Source organism: Pseudarthrobacter sp. CC4, from assembly GCF_048957775.1.
Classification (GTDB): Bacteria; Actinomycetota; Actinomycetes; order Actinomycetales; family Micrococcaceae; genus Arthrobacter.
Map to the genome: position 1 here is coordinate 102,745 of NZ_JARCCZ010000005.1, position 17,162 is coordinate 119,906.

Consider the following 17,162-nt stretch of genomic DNA (forward strand, 5'->3'; position numbering starts at 1 on the left):
GGTCTTAGCTGATGCAGAACTCGTTGCCTTCCGGATCTGCCATGGTGTGCCAGGAGTGCGGACCCTGGCTGGCGGTCCAGAGGAAAGTGGCGCCCCTGGCCTCAAGCTCCCGGCGGACCTCATCCTTGTCCCGGCCGGCCAGGTTCACGTCCCAGTGCACGCGGTTCTTCACGGTTTTCCCCTCGGGTGCCGTCTGGAAGAGGACACGCCTTGCGGGTTGTTTGGACTCCAGTTCATCCGGCGGCCGGATGGCGCAGCCCTCACGCCAGACCAAGTTGCCCCGGTGCGTCATGGTCTGGTCCTCCGTGGCGAAGCCCTGCTCGATCATGGAGCGGATGAACGCGGCGTCCTGGGGCTCCACGGACCACTGCAGGGTTTCAGCCCACCAGTCCGCGAGCTCGTGCGGCTTGCTGCAATCGACGACGATCTGGATGTTCAGTCCCATCCCACCAAGGTACGGGGAGTCGATGGGGCCGCGGTAGGGCCTACGGCTGCACCTGCTGGAGCTGTTCGAAGACCTCCGGCGGGATGGCATAGATGAACACCACGGCCAGCAGGTTCTTCGCAGCATGGACGAAGTAGGAAAACATCAGGTTCTTCCCTGTCCAGACGTACACGAAGACCAGGGTGGCGCCCATGGCCAGGTAGGGGAGCAGGGCAGCCAGGGTGATGGCTTCCCGGCCCACGATGTGCATGGCGGCGAACAGGACCACCGAAACGGCGCAGCAGATCCAGATGTTCACCCGCCGGCTCAGCTTGCCTATGAGCAGGTGGCGGAAGATGTACTCCTCCACGAACGGTCCCACCACTACCACCAGCGGAACCATGAGCCAGGCCGGCACCTGCTGCATCAGTTCCTGCAGGCCCGCCTGGTTCTCTGACGTCTGTGCCTCGCCGCCGGCGGCCACCACGATGGCGGTCAGGATCAGCATGGCAATCACCGCGGCGGGCACCATCATGAGCGTGAACCACGGACGCGTGGCGAGGACCTTCAGGTCGCGGCCCACCACCTTCCGGGCCGCCAGGAGCGCCAGGATGCCCACCGTGGCGTAAAAAAGCAGGTTCGCCGCGTAGGAAGCCGCCGCCGGGGAAGGAGCAACCTGCCGCAGGAACGGGGCCAGGAGTTCCCCCGCCACGGCGAAGAACCCGGCGATGGCCACGTACACAATCAGGGTTGCCCCGTCCAACGGCGAGAAGCGGTACAGCTGCGGCTGCGGAGCAGGGGGTATTCGGTGGGCGGTCGCCATGGCTTCAGCCTATCCCCCAACTAGGTAGCGCTAAGTGTCGTTCTGGGGCTCCAAAACGACACTTAGCGCTACCTAGTTGGGCGGGAACGGGGGGAGGTGGGCCGGCTGCGTTGCTGGGGGAAACGCGCGTCCCCTAGAATATTCGGTATGCCTAAATTTACGTTTCGGTGCGCCAAAGAAGCTGCCCCGACCGGTGCCCGCAGGACCGTGCGCTTCAGGGCGGCGGCCGCTGCCGCCGTCGTGCTTTCCCTTGTGCTGACCGCCTGCGGCGGCGGGGCTTCGGGGAACGGGGACAGCAAGCCCGTGGTGCTGACCACGTTCACGGTGCTGGCGGATATCGCCCGGAACGTCGCGGGGGACAAGCTCACCGTGGAATCCATCACAAAGGCCGGCGCGGAAATCCACGGCTACGAACCCACTCCCGGCGACATCCGGAAAGCCTCCAAGGCCGACCTCATCCTGGACAACGGCCTGAACCTGGAAGCCTGGTTCGCGCAGTTCGTGGACGGGCTGGACGTGCCCCACGCCGTGGTGAGCGAGGGCGTTGAGCCGATGCCCATCAGCGAGGACTCCTACCAGGGCAAGCCCAACCCGCACGCCTGGATGTCACCGGTGAACGTCCAGGCCTACGTGGACAACATGGTGCGGGCCTTCAGCGACCTTGACCCCGGCAACGCCGCTGCCTTCAAAGCCAACGGGGAGGCCTACAAAGCCGAACTCCAGGCCGTGCAGGACCAGATGACCACCAGCCTTGCCGCGGTTCCGGAAGCCCAGCGGGCCCTGGTGACCTGCGAAGGCGCGTTCTCCTACCTGGCCCGCGACACCGGGCTCAAGGAGGTGTACATCTGGGCCGTGAACGCCGAACAGCAGGCCACGCCCCAGCAGATCACCCGTGCCATCGAGTACGTGAAGGCCAACAAAGTCCCGGCCGTCTTCTGCGAATCCACGGTTTCCAACGCCCCCATGCAGCAGGTGGTGGAAGCCACGGGCGCACGGTTCGGCGGCACCCTGTACGTGGACTCCCTTTCCGAAGCGGACGGGCCCGTCCCCACCTACCTGGACCTGATCAGGCACGACGCCGACATCATCACCAAAGCACTCACAGCAGGGGTGGGGCAATGACCTCCCCGGCCATCCAGGTGGACAACGTCACCGTCCACTACGGCGAAGTCCTGGCACTCGACTCGGCGTCGCTGTCCCTTGACCCGGCGCGGATCTGCGGCCTGGTGGGCATGAACGGCTCCGGGAAGTCCACGCTGTTCAAGGTGATCATGGGCATGATTAAGCCCGACGCCGGCACGGTGCGGATCGGAGGAGAGCCACCTTCCAAGGCGCGCAGGGAAGGGGGCATCGGCTACGTGCCGCAAAGCGAGGAAGTGGACTGGCAGTTCCCGCTGTCCGTGCGCGACGTGGTGATGATGGGCCGCTACGGCCACCAGGGCTTCACCCGCCGGGCATCGAAGGCCGACCGGGCTGCCGTGGACGAGGCACTGGACCGGGTGGAACTGGGGGAGTACGCCGGGCGGCAGATCGGCCAACTCTCCGGCGGGCAGAAGAAGCGTGCCTTTGTTGCCCGCGGGATAGCGCAGGGTGCCACCACCATGCTGCTGGACGAACCATTCGCCGGCGTGGACAAGAGGTCGGAAGCCACCATCACCAGGCTCCTGCGCGAGCTCGCCGCGGACGGCTGCACCATCCTGGTCTCCACCCACGACCTGCACGCGCTCCCGCAGCTCTGCGACGAAGCCGTGCTGCTGATGCACCGGGTCCTCATGCACGGCCCGCCGCAGGTGGTGCTGCAGCCCGAAAACCTGGCCATGGCGTTCGGCCTGGACGTGCTCAACCGGGAAGGGCGGAGCTGACCCGTGGAACTCCTCCTCGAACCCCTCAGCTACGACTTCATGGTCCGGGCCATCGTCACCACGGCGCTCGCCGCCGTCGTCTGCGCCGTCCTCAGCTGCTGGCTGGTGCTGATCGGCTGGTCCCTCATGGGCGACGCCGTCTCCCACGCGGTGCTGCCCGGCGTCGTCCTGGCCTACATTGTGGGCGCCCCCTTCGCGCTCGGCGCTCTGGTGTTCGCCCTGATCGCCGTGACCCTGATCGGGGTGGTCCGCAATACCAGCCGGGTGAAGGAGGACGCGGCGATCGGCATCGTGTTCTCCTCGCTGTTCGCCCTTGGCCTGGTGCTGATTTCCGTGACGCCCAGCCAGACGGACCTGAACCACATCATCTTCGGCAACCTGCTGGGCGTCAGCATTCCGGACCTCATCCAGGTGCTGGTGCTGGGCGTGGTGGCCTTCGCCATCCTGATTCTCAAGCGCCGCGACCTCACGCTCTACGCCTTCGATCCCACGCATGCGCACGCCATCGGACTGTCCCCGCGGAGGCTCGGGGCGCTGCTGCTGGGCCTCCTGGCCCTGACGTCGGTGGTGGCGCTGCAGACCGTGGGCGTTGTCCTGGTGGTGGCCATGCTCATCATCCCCGGCGCCACGGCCTACCTGCTCACGGACCGGTTCTCCCGGATGCTGGTGATCGCCCCGGTGGTCTCGGCGCTCTGTTCGATCACCGGCATCTACGTCAGCTACTACCTGGACACGGCCTCGGGCGCCATGGTGGTGCTGACGCAGGGAGTGGTGTTCGCCGTCGTCTACCTTTTCAGCCCGCGCCAGGGCCTGATCGGCACCCGCCTGGCGAAGGCCCGGCGCAGGAAGGCGGCGGCCCTCGCTGCAGCTTGACTCGTGGCTTCACGCGGGGCAGTCTGGAGCGATGAAGTCCTGACCAGCAGCCCCGGCCCTGCGCCAGGCTGTTCTCCCAAACCAAGGCCGCCGTCGAGCGCTGGATGAAACGTCCCGTTCAGCTCCGGCGGCCACACTGCGGAACTTTGCGAGGACTTCCCTTGACTGAACACCTTAACCTTTCGGACGTCTCCCATGGCTATGGCGACCGCCGGCTGCTGGAGCGCATCAGCCTGGTGATTACGGCCGGCGAGCACGTTGCCGTGGTGGGCGAAAACGGTGCCGGCAAATCCACCCTGCTCCGGATCCTGGCCGGCCTCGAAGCGCCTGACGAAGGCGCCGTGGTGATCCAAGGCAGGGTGGGCTACCTGGCCCAGACCCATGGCCTGCCCGAGTCCTTCACCGTGGGCGCCGCCGTCGACGCTTCCCTTGCCTCGCTGCGTGCCCTCGAAGCGGAGCTTGACCGGCTGGAAACCAACCTCGCCGACGCCGGGGACGACGAACTGGACACCTACGGCCGGCTGCAGACGGAGTACCAGCTGCGCGAAGGCTACGCCGCGGAACACCGGGTGGAGGCCGCCCTGGACCGGCTGGGCCTGGGCGGCCTGGACCGGAACCGGGTGCTGGGATCCCTGTCCGGCGGGGAACAGGAACGCGTGGCCTTGGCCTGTGTCCTGGCCGATCCGGCGGACATCCTGCTCCTGGACGAACCCACCAACCATCTGGACGCCCGCGGAACCGCCTGGCTGGAGGACCGGCTGGCGGCCCACCGCGGCACGGTGGTGGTGGTGTCCCACGACCGCGTGCTCCTCCGCAAGGTGGCGGCCACCATCATTGAGGTGGATGCCGAGCGCCGCGCCGTGACCCGTTACGGCAACGGCTACGACGGCTACCTCCGGGAGAAGGCAGCCGAACGCGCGCGCTGGGTCCAGCAGTACCACACCTGGATTGATGCAATGGAGTCCGAAAAGCGGCAGGCAGAAACTGTTGCCGGGACCATGGGCTACGGCCGCAAGCGCGACGGCGACAAGATGGGCTTCGACTTCAAGGCCGGCACCTGGCAGAAGGCCGCCAGCAGCCAGGTCCGGAACGCCCAGGAGCGGCTGCGCCGGCTCGAAGCCAGCCCCGTGGACCGGCCGCCGGTACCCCTGCGGCTGAACGTCGATCTGGCCGCGGACTCAGGTGCCGCGCCTTCCGGGGCAGCGCAGGAGGGTACGCCGGTGCTGGCACTGCGCGGGGTGAGCGTGCCCGGCAGGCTGGAAACCACAGACTTCCAGGCGGGCGCCGGCGAGAAGATCCTGATCACCGGGCCCAACGGCGCGGGCAAGTCCACGCTGCTCTCCATCCTTGCCGGAACCCTGGAACCAGCTGCCGGCTCCGTCACGCGGCCCGAACGCGTCGGCTACCTGCAGCAGGAACTGGAGCTGCCGCAACGGCCCGCCTTGCGCCTGCTGCCGGCCTTCGCCGCGGGCCTCGGCGGCAACATCGACGAGCACGCCGAGGCCCTCCTCCGCCTCGGCCTCTTCCGCACCAGCGAGTTCCACGTGCCCGTCGGCAGCCTGTCCGCCGGCCAGCAACGCAGGCTTGCCCTGGCCCGGCTGCTGTTGGGCGGCTACGGCACCCTGGTGGTGGACGAGCCGACCAACCACTTGGCGCCCGTGCTGGTGGAACAGCTGGAGGCGGCGCTGGCGGACTTTGCCGGGACCCTGGTGATGGTCAGCCATGACAGGGCGCTTCGGGAGTGGTTCGCGGCGTGCGCGCGGCGGAGCAGCGGTGGGGCCGGCGCCCTGGAAGGCACCCGGGCCGGGAACACCGCCGTCGGACGTTGGACCCGGTATTCCATGGACAAGGGCGTGCTCGCACCGGTTTAGGGGATTGCCTGGGGCAACCAAGGGGCAATCCCGACCGGAATGCGTCACTTTTGGCCCCGCAGCGGCGCAGTTGGTCCGGATTGGCAGGCTTTCCTCCCGCCTGGCAGGGCATAAGTTACGCATTTGGGGCATCAGCCTGGCCCTGAAACCGGTGAGATTCGCGTAAAGCAGTCTTTACCGGGGGACCGGCGGCCGGAAACATCGGCGGCGGAAAATGGGGCCCATGCCCGTCTTTCCGCCGGCCGAAAGGATCTGTCCGTGATCGCCAAGAACCTTTTCCTGCAAGGCATCTACCACTTCCAGGGCGTGGGACTGGAGAAGCCCGTCCCGCTGCACAGCGAGCTCTCGCACTATGTCCCGGACGGCGTGATCAACCAGGCGCTGTACTTCCGCGGCGGTAACTCGAGCAGTGAGCTGATCGCCGTCGTGCTCATGCGCAACGGGGTTCCCATGCGCTACTTCCCCATCGGCGCCAAGAGCGAGGTCCATGTTCCGCTGCGCGTGGTGGAGGATATCGACGGCGGCTCGGTGATCGAGCTGTACCTGGCGGCTCCGGAGGGCCTCAACGGGTCTGTGGTGATCGACCTGGGGATGGTGGAACACTGATGGGCAGCGTGGCGGAGCAGATGCAAGCCGGGGCCCAGGCCAGGCCGCGCTCCCGGTCCGGCGGCCGGGACAGCCGGCGGCGCCTCGTGGTCATCGGCAATGGCATGGCCGGCGCCCGGGCGGTCGAGGAGATCCTGGCCCGGGGCGGTGCGGAGCAGTTCAGCATCACCATGTTCGGGGACGAGCCGTACGGAAACTACAACCGGATCATGCTCAGCCACGTCCTTTCGGGTGAGGAGAGCGACGCAGACATCTTCCTCAACCCCCTGTCCTGGTACCAGGACAACGGCATCACGCTGCACGCGGGCGTCCGGGCGGACCGGATCGACCGGTTCGCCAAACACGTGTTTTCCAGCGACGGCCGGGTGACGCCCTACGACACGCTGATCATCGCCACGGGAAGCCGCTCCCACCTTCCTCCCATGGACGGCCTCTACACCCCCGGCGGGTCGGTCAAGCCGGGCGTCTTCGGCTTCCGCACCATCGACGACACCCGCAAAATGGCTGCCCACGCGCAGCAGGAACACCACCGGCACGCCGTGGTGATCGGCGGGGGCCTGCTGGGGCTGGAGGCCGCTGCCGGGCTGCGCAGCTTCGGGCTGGGCGTGGACGTGGTCCACTCCGGCGGCCACCTGATGAGCGCACAGATGGGGCCCGACGGCGGTGCGGTGCTCCGCCGGAGCGTAGAGGCACTGGGCATCGGGGTACTGACCGGCTGCCGGACCACGGCCGTCCTTGGCAGGGACAGGGTGACCGGCGTCAGCCTCCGCGGCCGGCCGGACATCGGGTGCGACATGGTGGTGGTGGCGGCCGGGATCCGTCCCAACGTGGACCTGGCCGTCCTCAGCGGGCTCCCGGTGGAGCGGGCCATTGTGGTGGATGACAGCCTGCGGGTCCAGGACGAGGACGACATCTACGCGGTGGGGGAGTGCGTCCAGCACCGCGGCGAGGTGTACGGGCTGGTGGCCCCGCTGTGGGAGCAGGCGGTGGTGCTGGCCAACCATGTGACGGGCACGGACACCGGCTCCGCGTACCTGGGCTCGCGCACGGCCACCAAACTCAAGGTGGCCGGCGTCGAAGTGGCCTCCATGGGCCTGCACGGGCCGGAACTTGAGACGGACGAACACATCGTCTTTTCGGAACCCAGCCGCGGGATCTTCAAGTCCATCGTGGTCCGTGACAACAAGATGGTGGGCGCCACCCTCCTGGGGGACAGCCGCAAGGTGGCCTACCTGACCCAGGCGTTCGACCGCGGGCTGCCGCTGCCCGAGGAACGGCTCGGGCTGATGTTCGATCTCGGCACGCCGGCGGAGGAGACCGGGGTTGCCGAGCTCGACGACGAGGCACAGGTCTGCAACTGCAACGGCGTCAGCAAGAAGGACCTGGTGGGGGCGGTGAAGGGCGGCTGCAGCTCGGTATCCGGGGCCATGGACGCCACCCGTGCCGGCAAAGGGTGCGGCTCCTGCAAGCTCCTGGTGAAACAGGTGGTGGAGTGGGCGGCGGACGGGGCCGTGGAGGAGGATCCGGCTGCCGCTTACTACGTCCCCGGCATTCCACTGGACAAGCAGGCTCTGATGGCAGAAATCCGGGCCCGCGGCCTGCGGTCGGTTTCGGCGGTGTTCCAGGCGCTGGCCCCGGGCGGCGCCGAGGACGCAAAGTCCAAGATGGGGCTCGCCTCGCTGCTCAAGATGATGCTGGGGGACCACTACATCGACGAACGCGACGCGCGCTTCATCAACGACCGCGTCCACGCCAACATCCAGCGGGACGGCACCTTTTCCGTGGTGCCCCAGATGAAGGGCGGCGTGACGTCGGTCCAGCAGCTGCGCCGGATCGCTGACGTGGCGGAGAAGCACAACGTCCCGCTGATCAAGCTCACCGGGGGGCAGCGCATCGACCTGCTGGGGATCCGCAAGGAGGACCTGCCGCAGGTCTGGGCGGACCTGGACATGCCCTCCGGCTATGCCTACGGCAAGAGCTTCCGGACGGTGAAGACGTGCGTGGGAAAGGACTTTTGCCGCTACGGCACCGGTGACTCCACCAAGCTGGGGATCGAGATCGAATCCCGTTTCCAGGGCCTTGAGGCGCCGGCCAAACTGAAGCTCGCGGTCTCGGGGTGTCCGCGGAACTGCGCCGAATCGCTGGTGAAGGATGTGGGCGTGGTGGCCGTGGAGGGCGGCCGCTGGGAGATCTACGTGGGCGGAGCCGCCGGTGCCCACATCCGCAAGGGAGACCTGCTGGCCACCGTGGACGATCCGGACGAGGTGAAAGTACTCACCGGCCGGTTCATGCAGTACTACCGCGAACAGGCCAACTGGCTGGAACGGACCTACGCCTTCGTCCCGCGGGTGGGCATCGAGCACCTGCGGGCCGTGATCGTGGAGGATTCGGAGGGGATCGCGGGCCGGCTGGACGAGGCGATGCAGGCCTCCGTGGACAGCTACGTTGACCCGTGGCGGGAACGCGGTGACCCGCAAACGCCCGGGCAGTTCAGGACGTCGCTGCCCCTGACCGTCCTCCCGCAGGTGCCGGTCCGATGAGCAGCACCGGAACACATGCCAACGCCCACGTCCTGGGCCCGGTGGACCAGATCCCGCTGGGCGAGGGGCGGGCCTTCGGGGTCGGCGGCGAGCAGGTGGCCGTCTTCCGGCTGCGGGACGGTTCACTGCGGGCGGTCTCCGGCGTCTGTACCCACCGCGGCGGGCCGGTTGCGGACGGCACCGTGGACCGGCAGGTGGTCATTTGTCCGCTGCACCAGCACGCTTTTGACCTCACCTCGGGGTGCTCCACTACCGGTGCGGAACCCCTGCGGACCTACCGGATTTCCCTGGACGGGGAGCAGAATATGGTGCTTGAGACGGCCGCTGTGTAGCGCGCGTCACGTAGCACCCCTCAGCGTCTTGTAGGATGGACGAGCCGCGCGAAGCTTCGGCTTTACGGAGGATTGCGCTCACAAACGGTCGCCCCAACGGCGTAAGCCCGAATTTTGTGAGCTGGATCATGCTGTAGTCCGGATGCGGCCAACCCCCAACCCACAAGGAATCGTTGTGCCTCAAATTACCCCCACAGATCTCGAGAACCGTACGGCCCCATCCGTCGCCGTCGACCCCACCCTCAGCGCCGAGGGCTACAGCAAGACCCTGGGCCGGCGCCATGTCACCATGATCGCCATGGGCGGCGCCATCGGCGTCGGCCTCTTCATGGGTGCCGGCGGCCGGCTGGCCTCCACCGGCCCGGCCCTGATCTTCTCCTACGCCATCGCGGGCGTCATCGCCTACCTGCTCATGCGGGCCCTGGGCGAACTCATCATGTACCGCCAGACCTCCGGCTCCTTCGTGAGCTACGCCGGCGAAATGTTCGGCAAGAAGGGCGCGTTCCTGTCCGGCTGGATGTACTTCATCAACTGGGGCATGACCGGCATCGCCGAACTGATTGCCATCGGCCTGTACTTCCAGTTCTTCTTCCCCAATGTCCCCGTGGAAGCCTCGGCCATCGCCGCCCTGGCCATCCTGGTGGCAGTGAACCTGCTCAGCGTCAAGGCGTTCGGCGAGTTCGAATTCTGGGCCTCCTGCCTCAAGGTGGGCGCCATCCTGATCTTCCTGGCGGTGGGCACCTTCATGGTGGTCACCAACGCCCGGGTGGGCGACGGCAACGCCTCGGTTGCCAACCTCTTCGCGGCCGAAGGCGGCATGTTCCCCAAGGGCGCCCTGGTGATGGTCCTGGTGCTCAACGCCGTCATCTTCGCCTACAACGGCATCGAACTGGTGGGCATCACCGCCGGTGAAATGCAGGACCCGGAACGCGAAGTGCCCAAGGCGATCCGCGCCGTCGTCCTCCGCATTGTGGTGTTCTACGTCGGTTCCGTGACCCTGCTCGCCATGCTGCTGCCGTCCGACCAGTACGTTGCCGGAACGTCCCCGTTCGTCACCGTCTTCGGCCAGATGGGCCTCGCCTGGGTGGGCGACGTGATGAACATGATCGTCATCACCGCCGCGCTGTCCTCCTGCAACTCCGGCCTGTACTCGATCGGCCGCGTGTTCCGCACCATGGCCAACAACGGCCACGCCCCGCAGTGGCTCACCAAGATGTCCAAGCGGCACGTCCCGTACGCGGCCATCCTGGCCATCGCTGCCTTCTACGCGGTAGGCATCCTGCTGAACATCTGGCTGGGCGGATCGCACGCGTTCGACCTCGCCCTCAACACCGCCTCCATCGGCGTGATCTTCTGCTGGGGCTCCATCTTCGCCAGCCAGATCGTGCTGCGCCGCCGCAAGGGCGTCACCTCCGGCCTGCCGATGCCCGGTTCGCCGTGGACCAGCTGGGCCGGACTGGTGGGCCTGCTGGCCATCACCGTCCTGATCGGCTTCGACACCATGACCAGCAAGAGCGGTGAGGTGTTCTACCTGGGCCTCTGGACCCTGGCCACCATCCCGTTCTTCGCCGTGGTCCTGTGGCTGGGCTGGCAGAAAATCAAGAACAACGAGCCGAAGAGCGCGCTCTACAGCTAACGGCTCACCCAAGCAGTACGTACGACGGCGGGACGCCCCTTGGGAGGGAGTCCCGCCGTCGGCGTTTCCCTGCATCGATTGCTCCGCAACTGCCGTTTTGGGGCCTCAAAAGGACCGCTACGGAGCAATCGATGGTGCCGGAGCGGTGGTGCGGAGCGCGCCGCCGGGGCAGACTGGGGCTTGTGGGCGAACCCTGGGTGCTGCATGTGGACCTTGACCAGTTCATCGCGGCCGTCGAAGTGCTCCGCCGGCCCGAGCTTGCGGGCAAGGCGGTGATTGTCGGCGGCCGCGGCGATCCCACCGAACGGGCGGTGGTGTCCACGGCATCCTACGAAGCCAGGGCGTACGGCGTCGGCTCGGGGATGCCGCTGCGCATCGCCGCGCGGAAACTGCCCGATGCCGTCATCCTGCCGGTCGACCATGAAGCCTACCTGGAGGCGTCCGAACAGGTCATGGCGGTGCTGCGCTCGCAGCCGGGCGCTACCGTCCAGGTGCTCGGCTGGGACGAGGCGTTTGTTGGCGTGCAGACGGATGATCCGGACGCCTACGCCCGGCAACTGCAGCAGGCCGTGCTCGGGGCGACCCGGCTGCACTGCAGCGTGGGTATCGGCGACACCCTTCTGCGCGCCAAGGTGGCGACGACGTTCGGCAAGCCGGCCGGCGTCTTCCGGCTCACGGCAGGCAATTGGCTGGACGTCATGGGGAGCCGGCCCACCATCGAGCTGTGGGGCGTGGGAACGAAAGTGTCCCAGCGGCTCGCCAAGCTTGGCATCCGGACGGTGGCCGAGCTGGCAGCGTCCAACCCTGACGACCTTGTCCCCGAGTTCGGCCCGAAGATGGGTCCCTGGTATGCGCAGCTGGGCCGCGGCGACGGCGGACGGACAGTTGATGACACACCCTGGGTGGCGCGCGGGCACAGCCGTGAAACCACCTTCCAGCGCGACCTGACCGGGCCGGGGCAGATTGACGATGCCGTCAGGGAGCTGGCGGCGCACGTGCTGGAGGATGTCGCGGCAGAGGGCCGGCCGGTGGTCGGGCTGACGCTCAAGGTCCGCTATGCACCGTTCATCACCAAGACGTATGCCCGGAAGATCCCCGAGACCTCGGACCCGGCGGAAGTGCTCGCCCGGGTCCTGGACCTGGTGGCGAAGATCGAGCCGGGCCGCCCCATCAGGCTCCTCGGGCTGCGGGCCGAAATGACGATGCCGGACGACTCCCGGCCGGGGCACACCCCCACCCGCAGCGGCTGGTGACGGGCCCCCGATCCCTCAAGTACCGCGCAAACAGGACGGCGGCGGATCCCGTAGGATCCACCGCCGTGTCGCTCTGTTGCAGCCGCCCGGTCCGGCCGGGCCTGCCCCAGGCAGGGGCTAGTCGCGCTTGAACTCGTCCTTGACGCTTTCGCCGACCTTCTTGGCGTCAGCCTTGACCTGGTCCGCCTGGCCTTCAGCCTTCAGGCGGTCATTGTCGGTGGCGTTGCCGGCCGCTTCCTTGGCCTTGCCGCCCATGTCTTCCGCTGCGTTACTGATCTTGTCTCCGAGGCCCATGGTGTGTGGCCTCCTTTCGTTTCCGTTGACCAAAACAATGCATTTTCACACTAACACGAAGCATGCTTACTACTTCAAGCCTTTGGGCGCCTGCTGCGGGCAGCGCCTGTTGATTCTCCGTACCCGCCGCTAGGCTCGAAACCATGGACCACAGCCTCAGCCTCACCCAGCACATCCAGGCGCCACCCGAGAAAGTCTGGTCCGTCATCACGGACATCCCGGGCTCCGCGGCCACCCTCTCCGGAGTGGACTCGATCCAGCTCCTGACAGATAGCCCCTACGGTGAGGGGACCCGCTGGAAGGAGACCCGGAAGATGCTGGGCAAAGCGGAAACGGTGGAGATGTGGGTGGCCGAGGCTGAGCGGAACCGCAGCACCACCGTCAAGGCAGTCCAGGGCGGGGCGGACTACACCACGCGGTTCAGCCTGGCCCCGCGCGACGGCGGAACGGACCTCACCCTCACCTTCGGGGCCGAGGTCATCAAGCCCACCCTGGCCAGCAGGATCATGATGCTGCTGTTCGGCAGGATGGGCATGGCTGCCACCCGCAAAGCCCTGGCCAAGGACCTCACGGAAATAGCGGCGAAGGCGGAAACGCTGTAGTGGCCGCGCGCATCCCGCGGAAGGGCGGCCCCGACGCGGCTGCGCCGCGGCTCACTCCCGTGCGGCTCGAGAACCTCACGGACGTCGCCGTGCCGGACTTCCGGCGCGGCGGGAGGTACGACGGCGAGCGGTACAGCCGCGTGGCTGCCGACGGGCTGGAGCTGGGCGGCACCGACTTTGCCGGATGCGAGTTCAGCGGCGCGTCATTCAATGAGGCACAGCTCCGCGGCTCCACCTTCCGTGACTGCATCCTCGCGGAGCTGTACGCCCCGGTTTTCCGGGCGGCGCGGTCAACCTGGCGGGAGGTGGAGATCCGCAATCCCCGGCTGGGGTCCGCCGAACTGCATGAGAGCGGCTGGCAGTCGGTCCACATCGACGGCGGCAAGCTGGATTTCCTCAACCTGCGGGGCGCAAAGCTCACGGACGTCCTGATCACCGGCTGCATCATCAACGAGCTGGACCTGGGCTCGGCCGCCGCAACCCGGGTGGCGCTGAAGGACTGCACCATCGGATCCCTGGATGTCAGCGGGGCCAGGCTGAAGGACTTTGACGTTCGCGGCACGGAATTCCGGAGCATCAGCGGACTCGGCAGCGTGGCCGGCATGGTCATAGATGAGTACCAGCTGGGCCTCCTCGCGCCGCTGCTGGCAGCCCATCTGGGCCTCACTGTCCGCTAGGCCTTATCCGGTATCCACGGATCAGCCCTCCCGTGTACTATTTACAGAACGAACGGTCGGTAAGTGGGGGAGCTGCCGGCTGCAGATGACAGTGCCGTTTATCGCGTGAAGGGTGTTTCCATGGCTGCAACCGCAGGTCCGCAGGCTTTCCTTGTTGGCGGGGTCCGAACGCCGGTGGGCAGATACGGCGGGGCGCTCTCGTCGGTCCGCCCCGATGACCTGGCAGCCCTGGTTCTCCGGGAGGCGGTGGCCCGGGCGGGACTGGATCCGGACAGCATTGACGAGGTCATCCTGGGCAATGCCAACGGGGCCGGCGAAGAGAACCGCAACGTGGCCCGCATGGCAACCCTGCTGGCCGGACTTCCCCTCCACATCCCCGGGATCACAGTGAACCGGCTCTGCGCCTCCGGCCTGAGCGCCATCATCCAGGCCAGCCACATGATCAAGGCCGGAGCCGCGGATATCGTGATCGCCGGCGGCGTGGAATCGATGAGCCGGGCGCCGTGGGTCCAGGAAAAGCCCACCGCCGCCTTCGCGAAGCCCGGGCAGATTTTCGACACCTCCATCGGCTGGCGCTTCACCAACCCGCTGTTCCACAAGGGCGGGCTGTCCCGGGACGGCAAGATGACCTACTCCATGCCGGAGACTGCCGAAGAGGTGGCCCGTGTGGACAACATTTCCCGTGAGGACGCCGACGCCTTCGCCGTCCGCTCCCACCAGCGGGCCCTGGACGCCATCGCAGCCGGGCGGTTCAAGGACGAAATCGTTCCCGTCACCGTCAGGACCCGCAAGTCCGAGAACGTCGTGGACACCGATGAAGGGCCCCGTGAGGGCACCACCCTGGACGTCCTCGCAGGACTGAAACCGGTAACCCACGGCGGGTCCGTGGTCACTGCAGGCAATTCCTCCTCCCTCAACGACGGCGCCTCAGCGATCATCGTCGCCTCGGAAGCAGCCATCGAGCGGCTGGGCCTGACGCCCCGCGCGCGGATCATCGACGGCGCCTCCGCAGGCTGTGAACCCGAGATCATGGGCATCGGCCCGGTGCCGGCCACGCAGAAGGTCCTCAAGCGCAGCGGACTCAGCGTAGGCGACCTTGCCGCCGTCGAACTTAACGAGGCCTTTGCCACGCAGTCCCTTGCCTGCATCCGGCGCCTTGGCCTGGAACAGGACATTGTGAACAACGACGGCGGCGCGATCGCCCTGGGGCACCCGCTCGGTTCCAGCGGGGCACGGATCGCCATCACCCTTCTGGGGCGCATGGAGCGCGAGGACGCCAGGATCGGCCTGGCCACCATGTGCATTGGCGTGGGCCAGGGCACTGCGATGCTGCTGGAGAAGGTCTGATGCCCGCGGCTGTGGACCTGGCCGCGGAGAAGTTCCACGCCCTCCTGGTGGAGGAACGCGGCGACCGGGTGGTGGTGCTGCTCAACCGGCCCGAGGTGCGCAACGCCATCGACCAGCAGATGGTGGACGAGCTGCATGTGGTCTGCACGGCGCTGGAACAGAACCCCAAGGTGCTGATCATTGCCGGCGTGGACGGGGTGTTTGCCTCCGGCGCGGACATCGGCCAGCTGCGCGAGCGGCGCCGGGTCGATGCCCTGCAGGGCATCAACTCCACCATCTTCGTCCGGATCGCCAAGCTGCCCATGCCGGTCATCGCGGCACTTGACGGCTACTGCCTGGGCGGCGGGGCGGAACTCGCGTACGCCGCCGACTTCCGGATCGGAACCCCCGGTGTCCGCATCGGCAACCCCGAAACCGGGCTGGGAATCCTCGCCGCTGCTGGCGCCAGCTGGCGGCTGAAGGAACTGGTGGGCGAACCGGTGGCCAAGCAGATCCTCCTGGCGGGCAGGATCCTGGGCGCCGACGAAGCCCTGGCCGTGAACCTCATTACCGAGGTCCACGAGCCGGCGGTGCTCCTGGACGCCGCGCACAACCTGGCGGACAGGATCGGACGGCAGGATCCGCTGGCCGTGCGCATCACCAAGTCCGTGTTCCACGCCCCTGCGGAAGCACACCCCCTGATCGACCAGCTGGCCCAGGGCATCCTCTTCGAATCCGAGGCCAAGTTCGACCGGATGCAGAAGTTCCTGGACAAGAACGCAGCCAAGAAGGCCCGGAAGACCGATAAGAACGCAGCCGGGAGCGCCGCTGCCGAGACCGGAGAAAAGAACTGATGAACACATCGCAACCTGCCCCCGGCCTGCCATCTGGTCTTCCCGTCTTCGTCGGTGTCCTGGGCGGCGGCCGCATGGGCGCCGGCATTGCCCATGCCTTCCTGGTCAAGGGTGCCGACGTGCTGGTGGTGGAGCGCGACGACGAGTCCGCGGAGGCTGCCCGGGAGCGGGTGGAATCTGCCGCTGTCAAGAGCATCGAGCGGGGCATGACGGACGCGAACCTCGATGAGATGGCGTCCCGGCTCACCGTGGGCGTGGACTACGACGCGTTCGCGGACCGGCAGCTGGTGGTGGAAGCCGTTCCCGAGGACTGGGACCTGAAAGTCACCTCACTGCGCGGAATCGAAGAGCGGCTGGCCGATGACGCCTATCTCGCCTCCAACACGTCATCGCTTTCCGTCAACGGACTGGCCGGTGAACTGAAGCGGCCAGGGAACTTCCTGGGCCTCCACTTCTTCAACCCGGTCCCGGCGTCCACCCTCATCGAAGTGGTGCTGGGGGAGCGCACGTCCCCCGAACTTGCCGCCGCCGCGAAAAGGTGGGTCGAGGCACTCGGCAAGACCGCCGTCGTGGTCAATGACGCCCCGGGATTCGCGTCCTCACGGCTGGGCGTGGCCATCGCCCTCGAGGCGATGCGCATGGTGGAGGAGGGCGTTGCCAGCGCCGAGGACATCGACAACGCCATGGTCCTGGGCTACAAGCACCCCACCGGACCGCTGCGGACCACGGACATCGTGGGGCTGGATGTCCGGCTGGGCATCGCCGAGTACCTGCACTCCACGCTCGGTGAGCGCTTCGCCCCGCCCCGGATCCTTATGGAGAAGGTGGCCCGGGGGGAGCTGGGACGGAAGTCCGGCAAGGGTTTCTTTGACTGGCCCAACCAGGGGACCGCGGGTTAGTCGAAAAGCCCGACGATATAGCCGATGAAGAACAGGAGGAACAGCAGCACGCCGGCTCCGATGGCTCCAAGCCAGAAGACCTGCTGTCCCTTCCCGGACCCCTTCTGCCGGGGCTCCTGGGTGCCTGCCACCGACCCTTCACCGGGAGGCGTTTCGCCCGGCGGCACGCCACCGCCGGGCTCCAGGCCTGTGATCTTGTCGTCCTCCGGGTCCGGATTGGTTCCTGACACGTAAACTCCCTTGCTCGCCGTCCTGGGTGTTTCCCCAGCGTAACCGTGGCGTGGTGGTTG

The 17,162-nt window shown here is 67.3% G+C and carries 18 protein-coding genes; 14 read left to right on the forward strand and 4 right to left on the reverse strand.

Translation table 11 applies throughout. The features are described from left to right. Positions 1-4: 4 nt before the first annotated feature. The gene (locus PV768_RS05905) at positions 5-445 is read right to left on the reverse strand and encodes a VOC family protein (RefSeq protein ID WP_421092518.1); all 441 of its coding nucleotides are present in this window, start codon (positions 443-445) and stop codon (positions 5-7) included. 40 nt (positions 446-485) lie between these two features. Next, a complete protein-coding gene (locus PV768_RS05910; protein ID WP_157241264.1) occupies positions 486-1,247 on the reverse strand; it encodes a CPBP family intramembrane glutamic endopeptidase in 762 nt (253 codons plus the stop codon). Positions 1,248-1,394: 147 nt separating this feature from the next. Here PV768_RS05910 and PV768_RS05915 point away from each other — a divergent pair, with 147 nt between their 5' ends. The 9 genes from PV768_RS05915 to PV768_RS05955 all read left to right on the forward strand — a co-directional run bounded on the left by PV768_RS05915 (position 1,395) and on the right by PV768_RS05955 (position 12,220). Continuing rightward, complete coding sequence (locus PV768_RS05915) at positions 1,395-2,369, forward strand: metal ABC transporter substrate-binding protein (protein ID WP_421092519.1); 975 nt, start codon at positions 1,395-1,397, stop codon at positions 2,367-2,369. Next, a complete protein-coding gene (locus PV768_RS05920; RefSeq protein ID WP_157241268.1) occupies positions 2,366-3,109 on the forward strand; it encodes a metal ABC transporter ATP-binding protein in 744 nt (247 codons plus the stop codon). The genes PV768_RS05915 and PV768_RS05920 overlap by 4 nt, the downstream gene beginning before the upstream one ends. 3 nt (positions 3,110-3,112) lie before the next feature. Next, entirely contained in the window at positions 3,113-3,982 is an 870-nt protein-coding gene (locus PV768_RS05925) for a metal ABC transporter permease (protein ID WP_321214323.1), read from the forward strand. Between the two features lie 161 nt (positions 3,983-4,143). Further along, complete coding sequence (locus PV768_RS05930; RefSeq protein ID WP_421092520.1) at positions 4,144-5,853, forward strand: ABC-F family ATP-binding cassette domain-containing protein; 1,710 nt, start codon at positions 4,144-4,146, stop codon at positions 5,851-5,853. A gap of 258 nt (positions 5,854-6,111) precedes the next feature. After that, complete coding sequence (locus PV768_RS05935) at positions 6,112-6,459, forward strand: molybdopterin oxidoreductase (RefSeq protein ID WP_421092521.1); 348 nt, start codon at positions 6,112-6,114, stop codon at positions 6,457-6,459. Positions 6,460-6,479: 20 nt separating this feature from the next. Next, entirely contained in the window at positions 6,480-8,999 is a 2,520-nt protein-coding gene (gene nirB, locus PV768_RS05940) for a nitrite reductase large subunit NirB (RefSeq protein WP_421092565.1), read from the forward strand. After that, positions 8,996-9,331: a Rieske (2Fe-2S) protein gene (locus tag PV768_RS05945; protein WP_321214320.1), complete on the forward strand. Its 336-nt coding sequence runs from the start codon at positions 8,996-8,998 to the stop codon at positions 9,329-9,331. The genes nirB and PV768_RS05945 overlap by 4 nt, the downstream gene beginning before the upstream one ends. 175 nt (positions 9,332-9,506) lie before the next feature. After that, a complete protein-coding gene (locus PV768_RS05950) occupies positions 9,507-10,967 on the forward strand; it encodes an amino acid permease (protein ID WP_421092522.1) in 1,461 nt (486 codons plus the stop codon). Between the two features lie 197 nt (positions 10,968-11,164). After that, positions 11,165-12,220 (forward strand): DNA polymerase IV, encoded by a 1,056-nt coding sequence (locus PV768_RS05955; protein ID WP_421092566.1) that lies wholly within the window; start codon positions 11,165-11,167, stop codon positions 12,218-12,220. A gap of 117 nt (positions 12,221-12,337) precedes the next feature. Here PV768_RS05955 and PV768_RS05960 read toward each other — a convergent pair whose 3' ends face one another. After that, positions 12,338-12,514: a CsbD family protein gene (locus PV768_RS05960; protein ID WP_104998934.1), complete on the reverse strand. Its 177-nt coding sequence runs from the start codon at positions 12,512-12,514 to the stop codon at positions 12,338-12,340. Between the two features lie 143 nt (positions 12,515-12,657). Between PV768_RS05960 and PV768_RS05965 the strand changes: the two genes are divergently transcribed. The 5 genes from PV768_RS05965 to PV768_RS05985 all read left to right on the forward strand — a co-directional run bounded on the left by PV768_RS05965 (position 12,658) and on the right by PV768_RS05985 (position 16,872). Further along, positions 12,658-13,116: an SRPBCC family protein gene (locus PV768_RS05965; RefSeq protein WP_421092523.1), complete on the forward strand. Its 459-nt coding sequence runs from the start codon at positions 12,658-12,660 to the stop codon at positions 13,114-13,116. After that, positions 13,116-13,793 (forward strand): pentapeptide repeat-containing protein, encoded by a 678-nt coding sequence (locus PV768_RS05970; RefSeq protein ID WP_421092524.1) that lies wholly within the window; start codon positions 13,116-13,118, stop codon positions 13,791-13,793. Before PV768_RS05965 ends, PV768_RS05970 begins: the two co-directional genes overlap by 1 nt. A gap of 120 nt (positions 13,794-13,913) precedes the next feature. After that, positions 13,914-15,140 carry a thiolase family protein gene (locus PV768_RS05975; protein ID WP_157241279.1) on the forward strand — a complete coding sequence of 409 codons (1,227 nt, stop codon included), beginning with the start codon at positions 13,914-13,916 and terminating at the stop codon, positions 15,138-15,140. Continuing rightward, on the forward strand, positions 15,140-15,973 hold the full coding sequence (locus tag PV768_RS05980; RefSeq protein ID WP_421092525.1) for an enoyl-CoA hydratase/isomerase family protein: 834 nt from the start codon (positions 15,140-15,142) through the stop codon (positions 15,971-15,973). Before PV768_RS05975 ends, PV768_RS05980 begins: the two co-directional genes overlap by 1 nt. Next, positions 15,973-16,872, forward strand: coding sequence for a 3-hydroxyacyl-CoA dehydrogenase family protein (locus PV768_RS05985; RefSeq protein WP_421092526.1), 900 nt, complete (start codon positions 15,973-15,975; stop codon positions 16,870-16,872). Before PV768_RS05980 ends, PV768_RS05985 begins: the two co-directional genes overlap by 1 nt. Here the strand turns inward: PV768_RS05985 and PV768_RS05990 are convergent. Further along, on the reverse strand, positions 16,869-17,102 hold the full coding sequence (locus PV768_RS05990; protein WP_421092527.1) for a DUF6480 family protein: 234 nt from the start codon (positions 17,100-17,102) through the stop codon (positions 16,869-16,871). The genes PV768_RS05985 and PV768_RS05990 overlap by 4 nt on opposite strands. Positions 17,103-17,162 lie beyond the last annotated feature (60 nt).

Coding starts and splice junctions, on each gene's coding strand:
- PV768_RS05905 (WP_421092518.1), bottom strand. CDS start 445: ATGGGACTGAACATCCAGATCGTCGTCGATTGCAGCAAGCCGCACGAG.
- PV768_RS05910 (WP_157241264.1), bottom strand. CDS start 1,247: ATGGCGACCGCCCACCGAATACCCCCTGCTCCGCAGCCGCAGCTGTAC.
- PV768_RS05915 (WP_421092519.1), top strand. CDS start 1,395: ATGCCTAAATTTACGTTTCGGTGCGCCAAAGAAGCTGCCCCGACCGGT.
- PV768_RS05920 (WP_157241268.1), top strand. CDS start 2,366: ATGACCTCCCCGGCCATCCAGGTGGACAACGTCACCGTCCACTACGGC.
- nirB (WP_421092565.1), top strand. CDS start 6,480: ATGCAAGCCGGGGCCCAGGCCAGGCCGCGCTCCCGGTCCGGCGGCCGG.
- PV768_RS05945 (WP_321214320.1), top strand. CDS start 8,996: ATGAGCAGCACCGGAACACATGCCAACGCCCACGTCCTGGGCCCGGTG.
- PV768_RS05960 (WP_104998934.1), bottom strand. CDS start 12,514: ATGGGCCTCGGAGACAAGATCAGTAACGCAGCGGAAGACATGGGCGGC.
- PV768_RS05965 (WP_421092523.1), top strand. CDS start 12,658: ATGGACCACAGCCTCAGCCTCACCCAGCACATCCAGGCGCCACCCGAG.
- PV768_RS05975 (WP_157241279.1), top strand. CDS start 13,914: ATGGCTGCAACCGCAGGTCCGCAGGCTTTCCTTGTTGGCGGGGTCCGA.
- PV768_RS05980 (WP_421092525.1), top strand. CDS start 15,140: ATGCCCGCGGCTGTGGACCTGGCCGCGGAGAAGTTCCACGCCCTCCTG.
- PV768_RS05985 (WP_421092526.1), top strand. CDS start 15,973: ATGAACACATCGCAACCTGCCCCCGGCCTGCCATCTGGTCTTCCCGTC.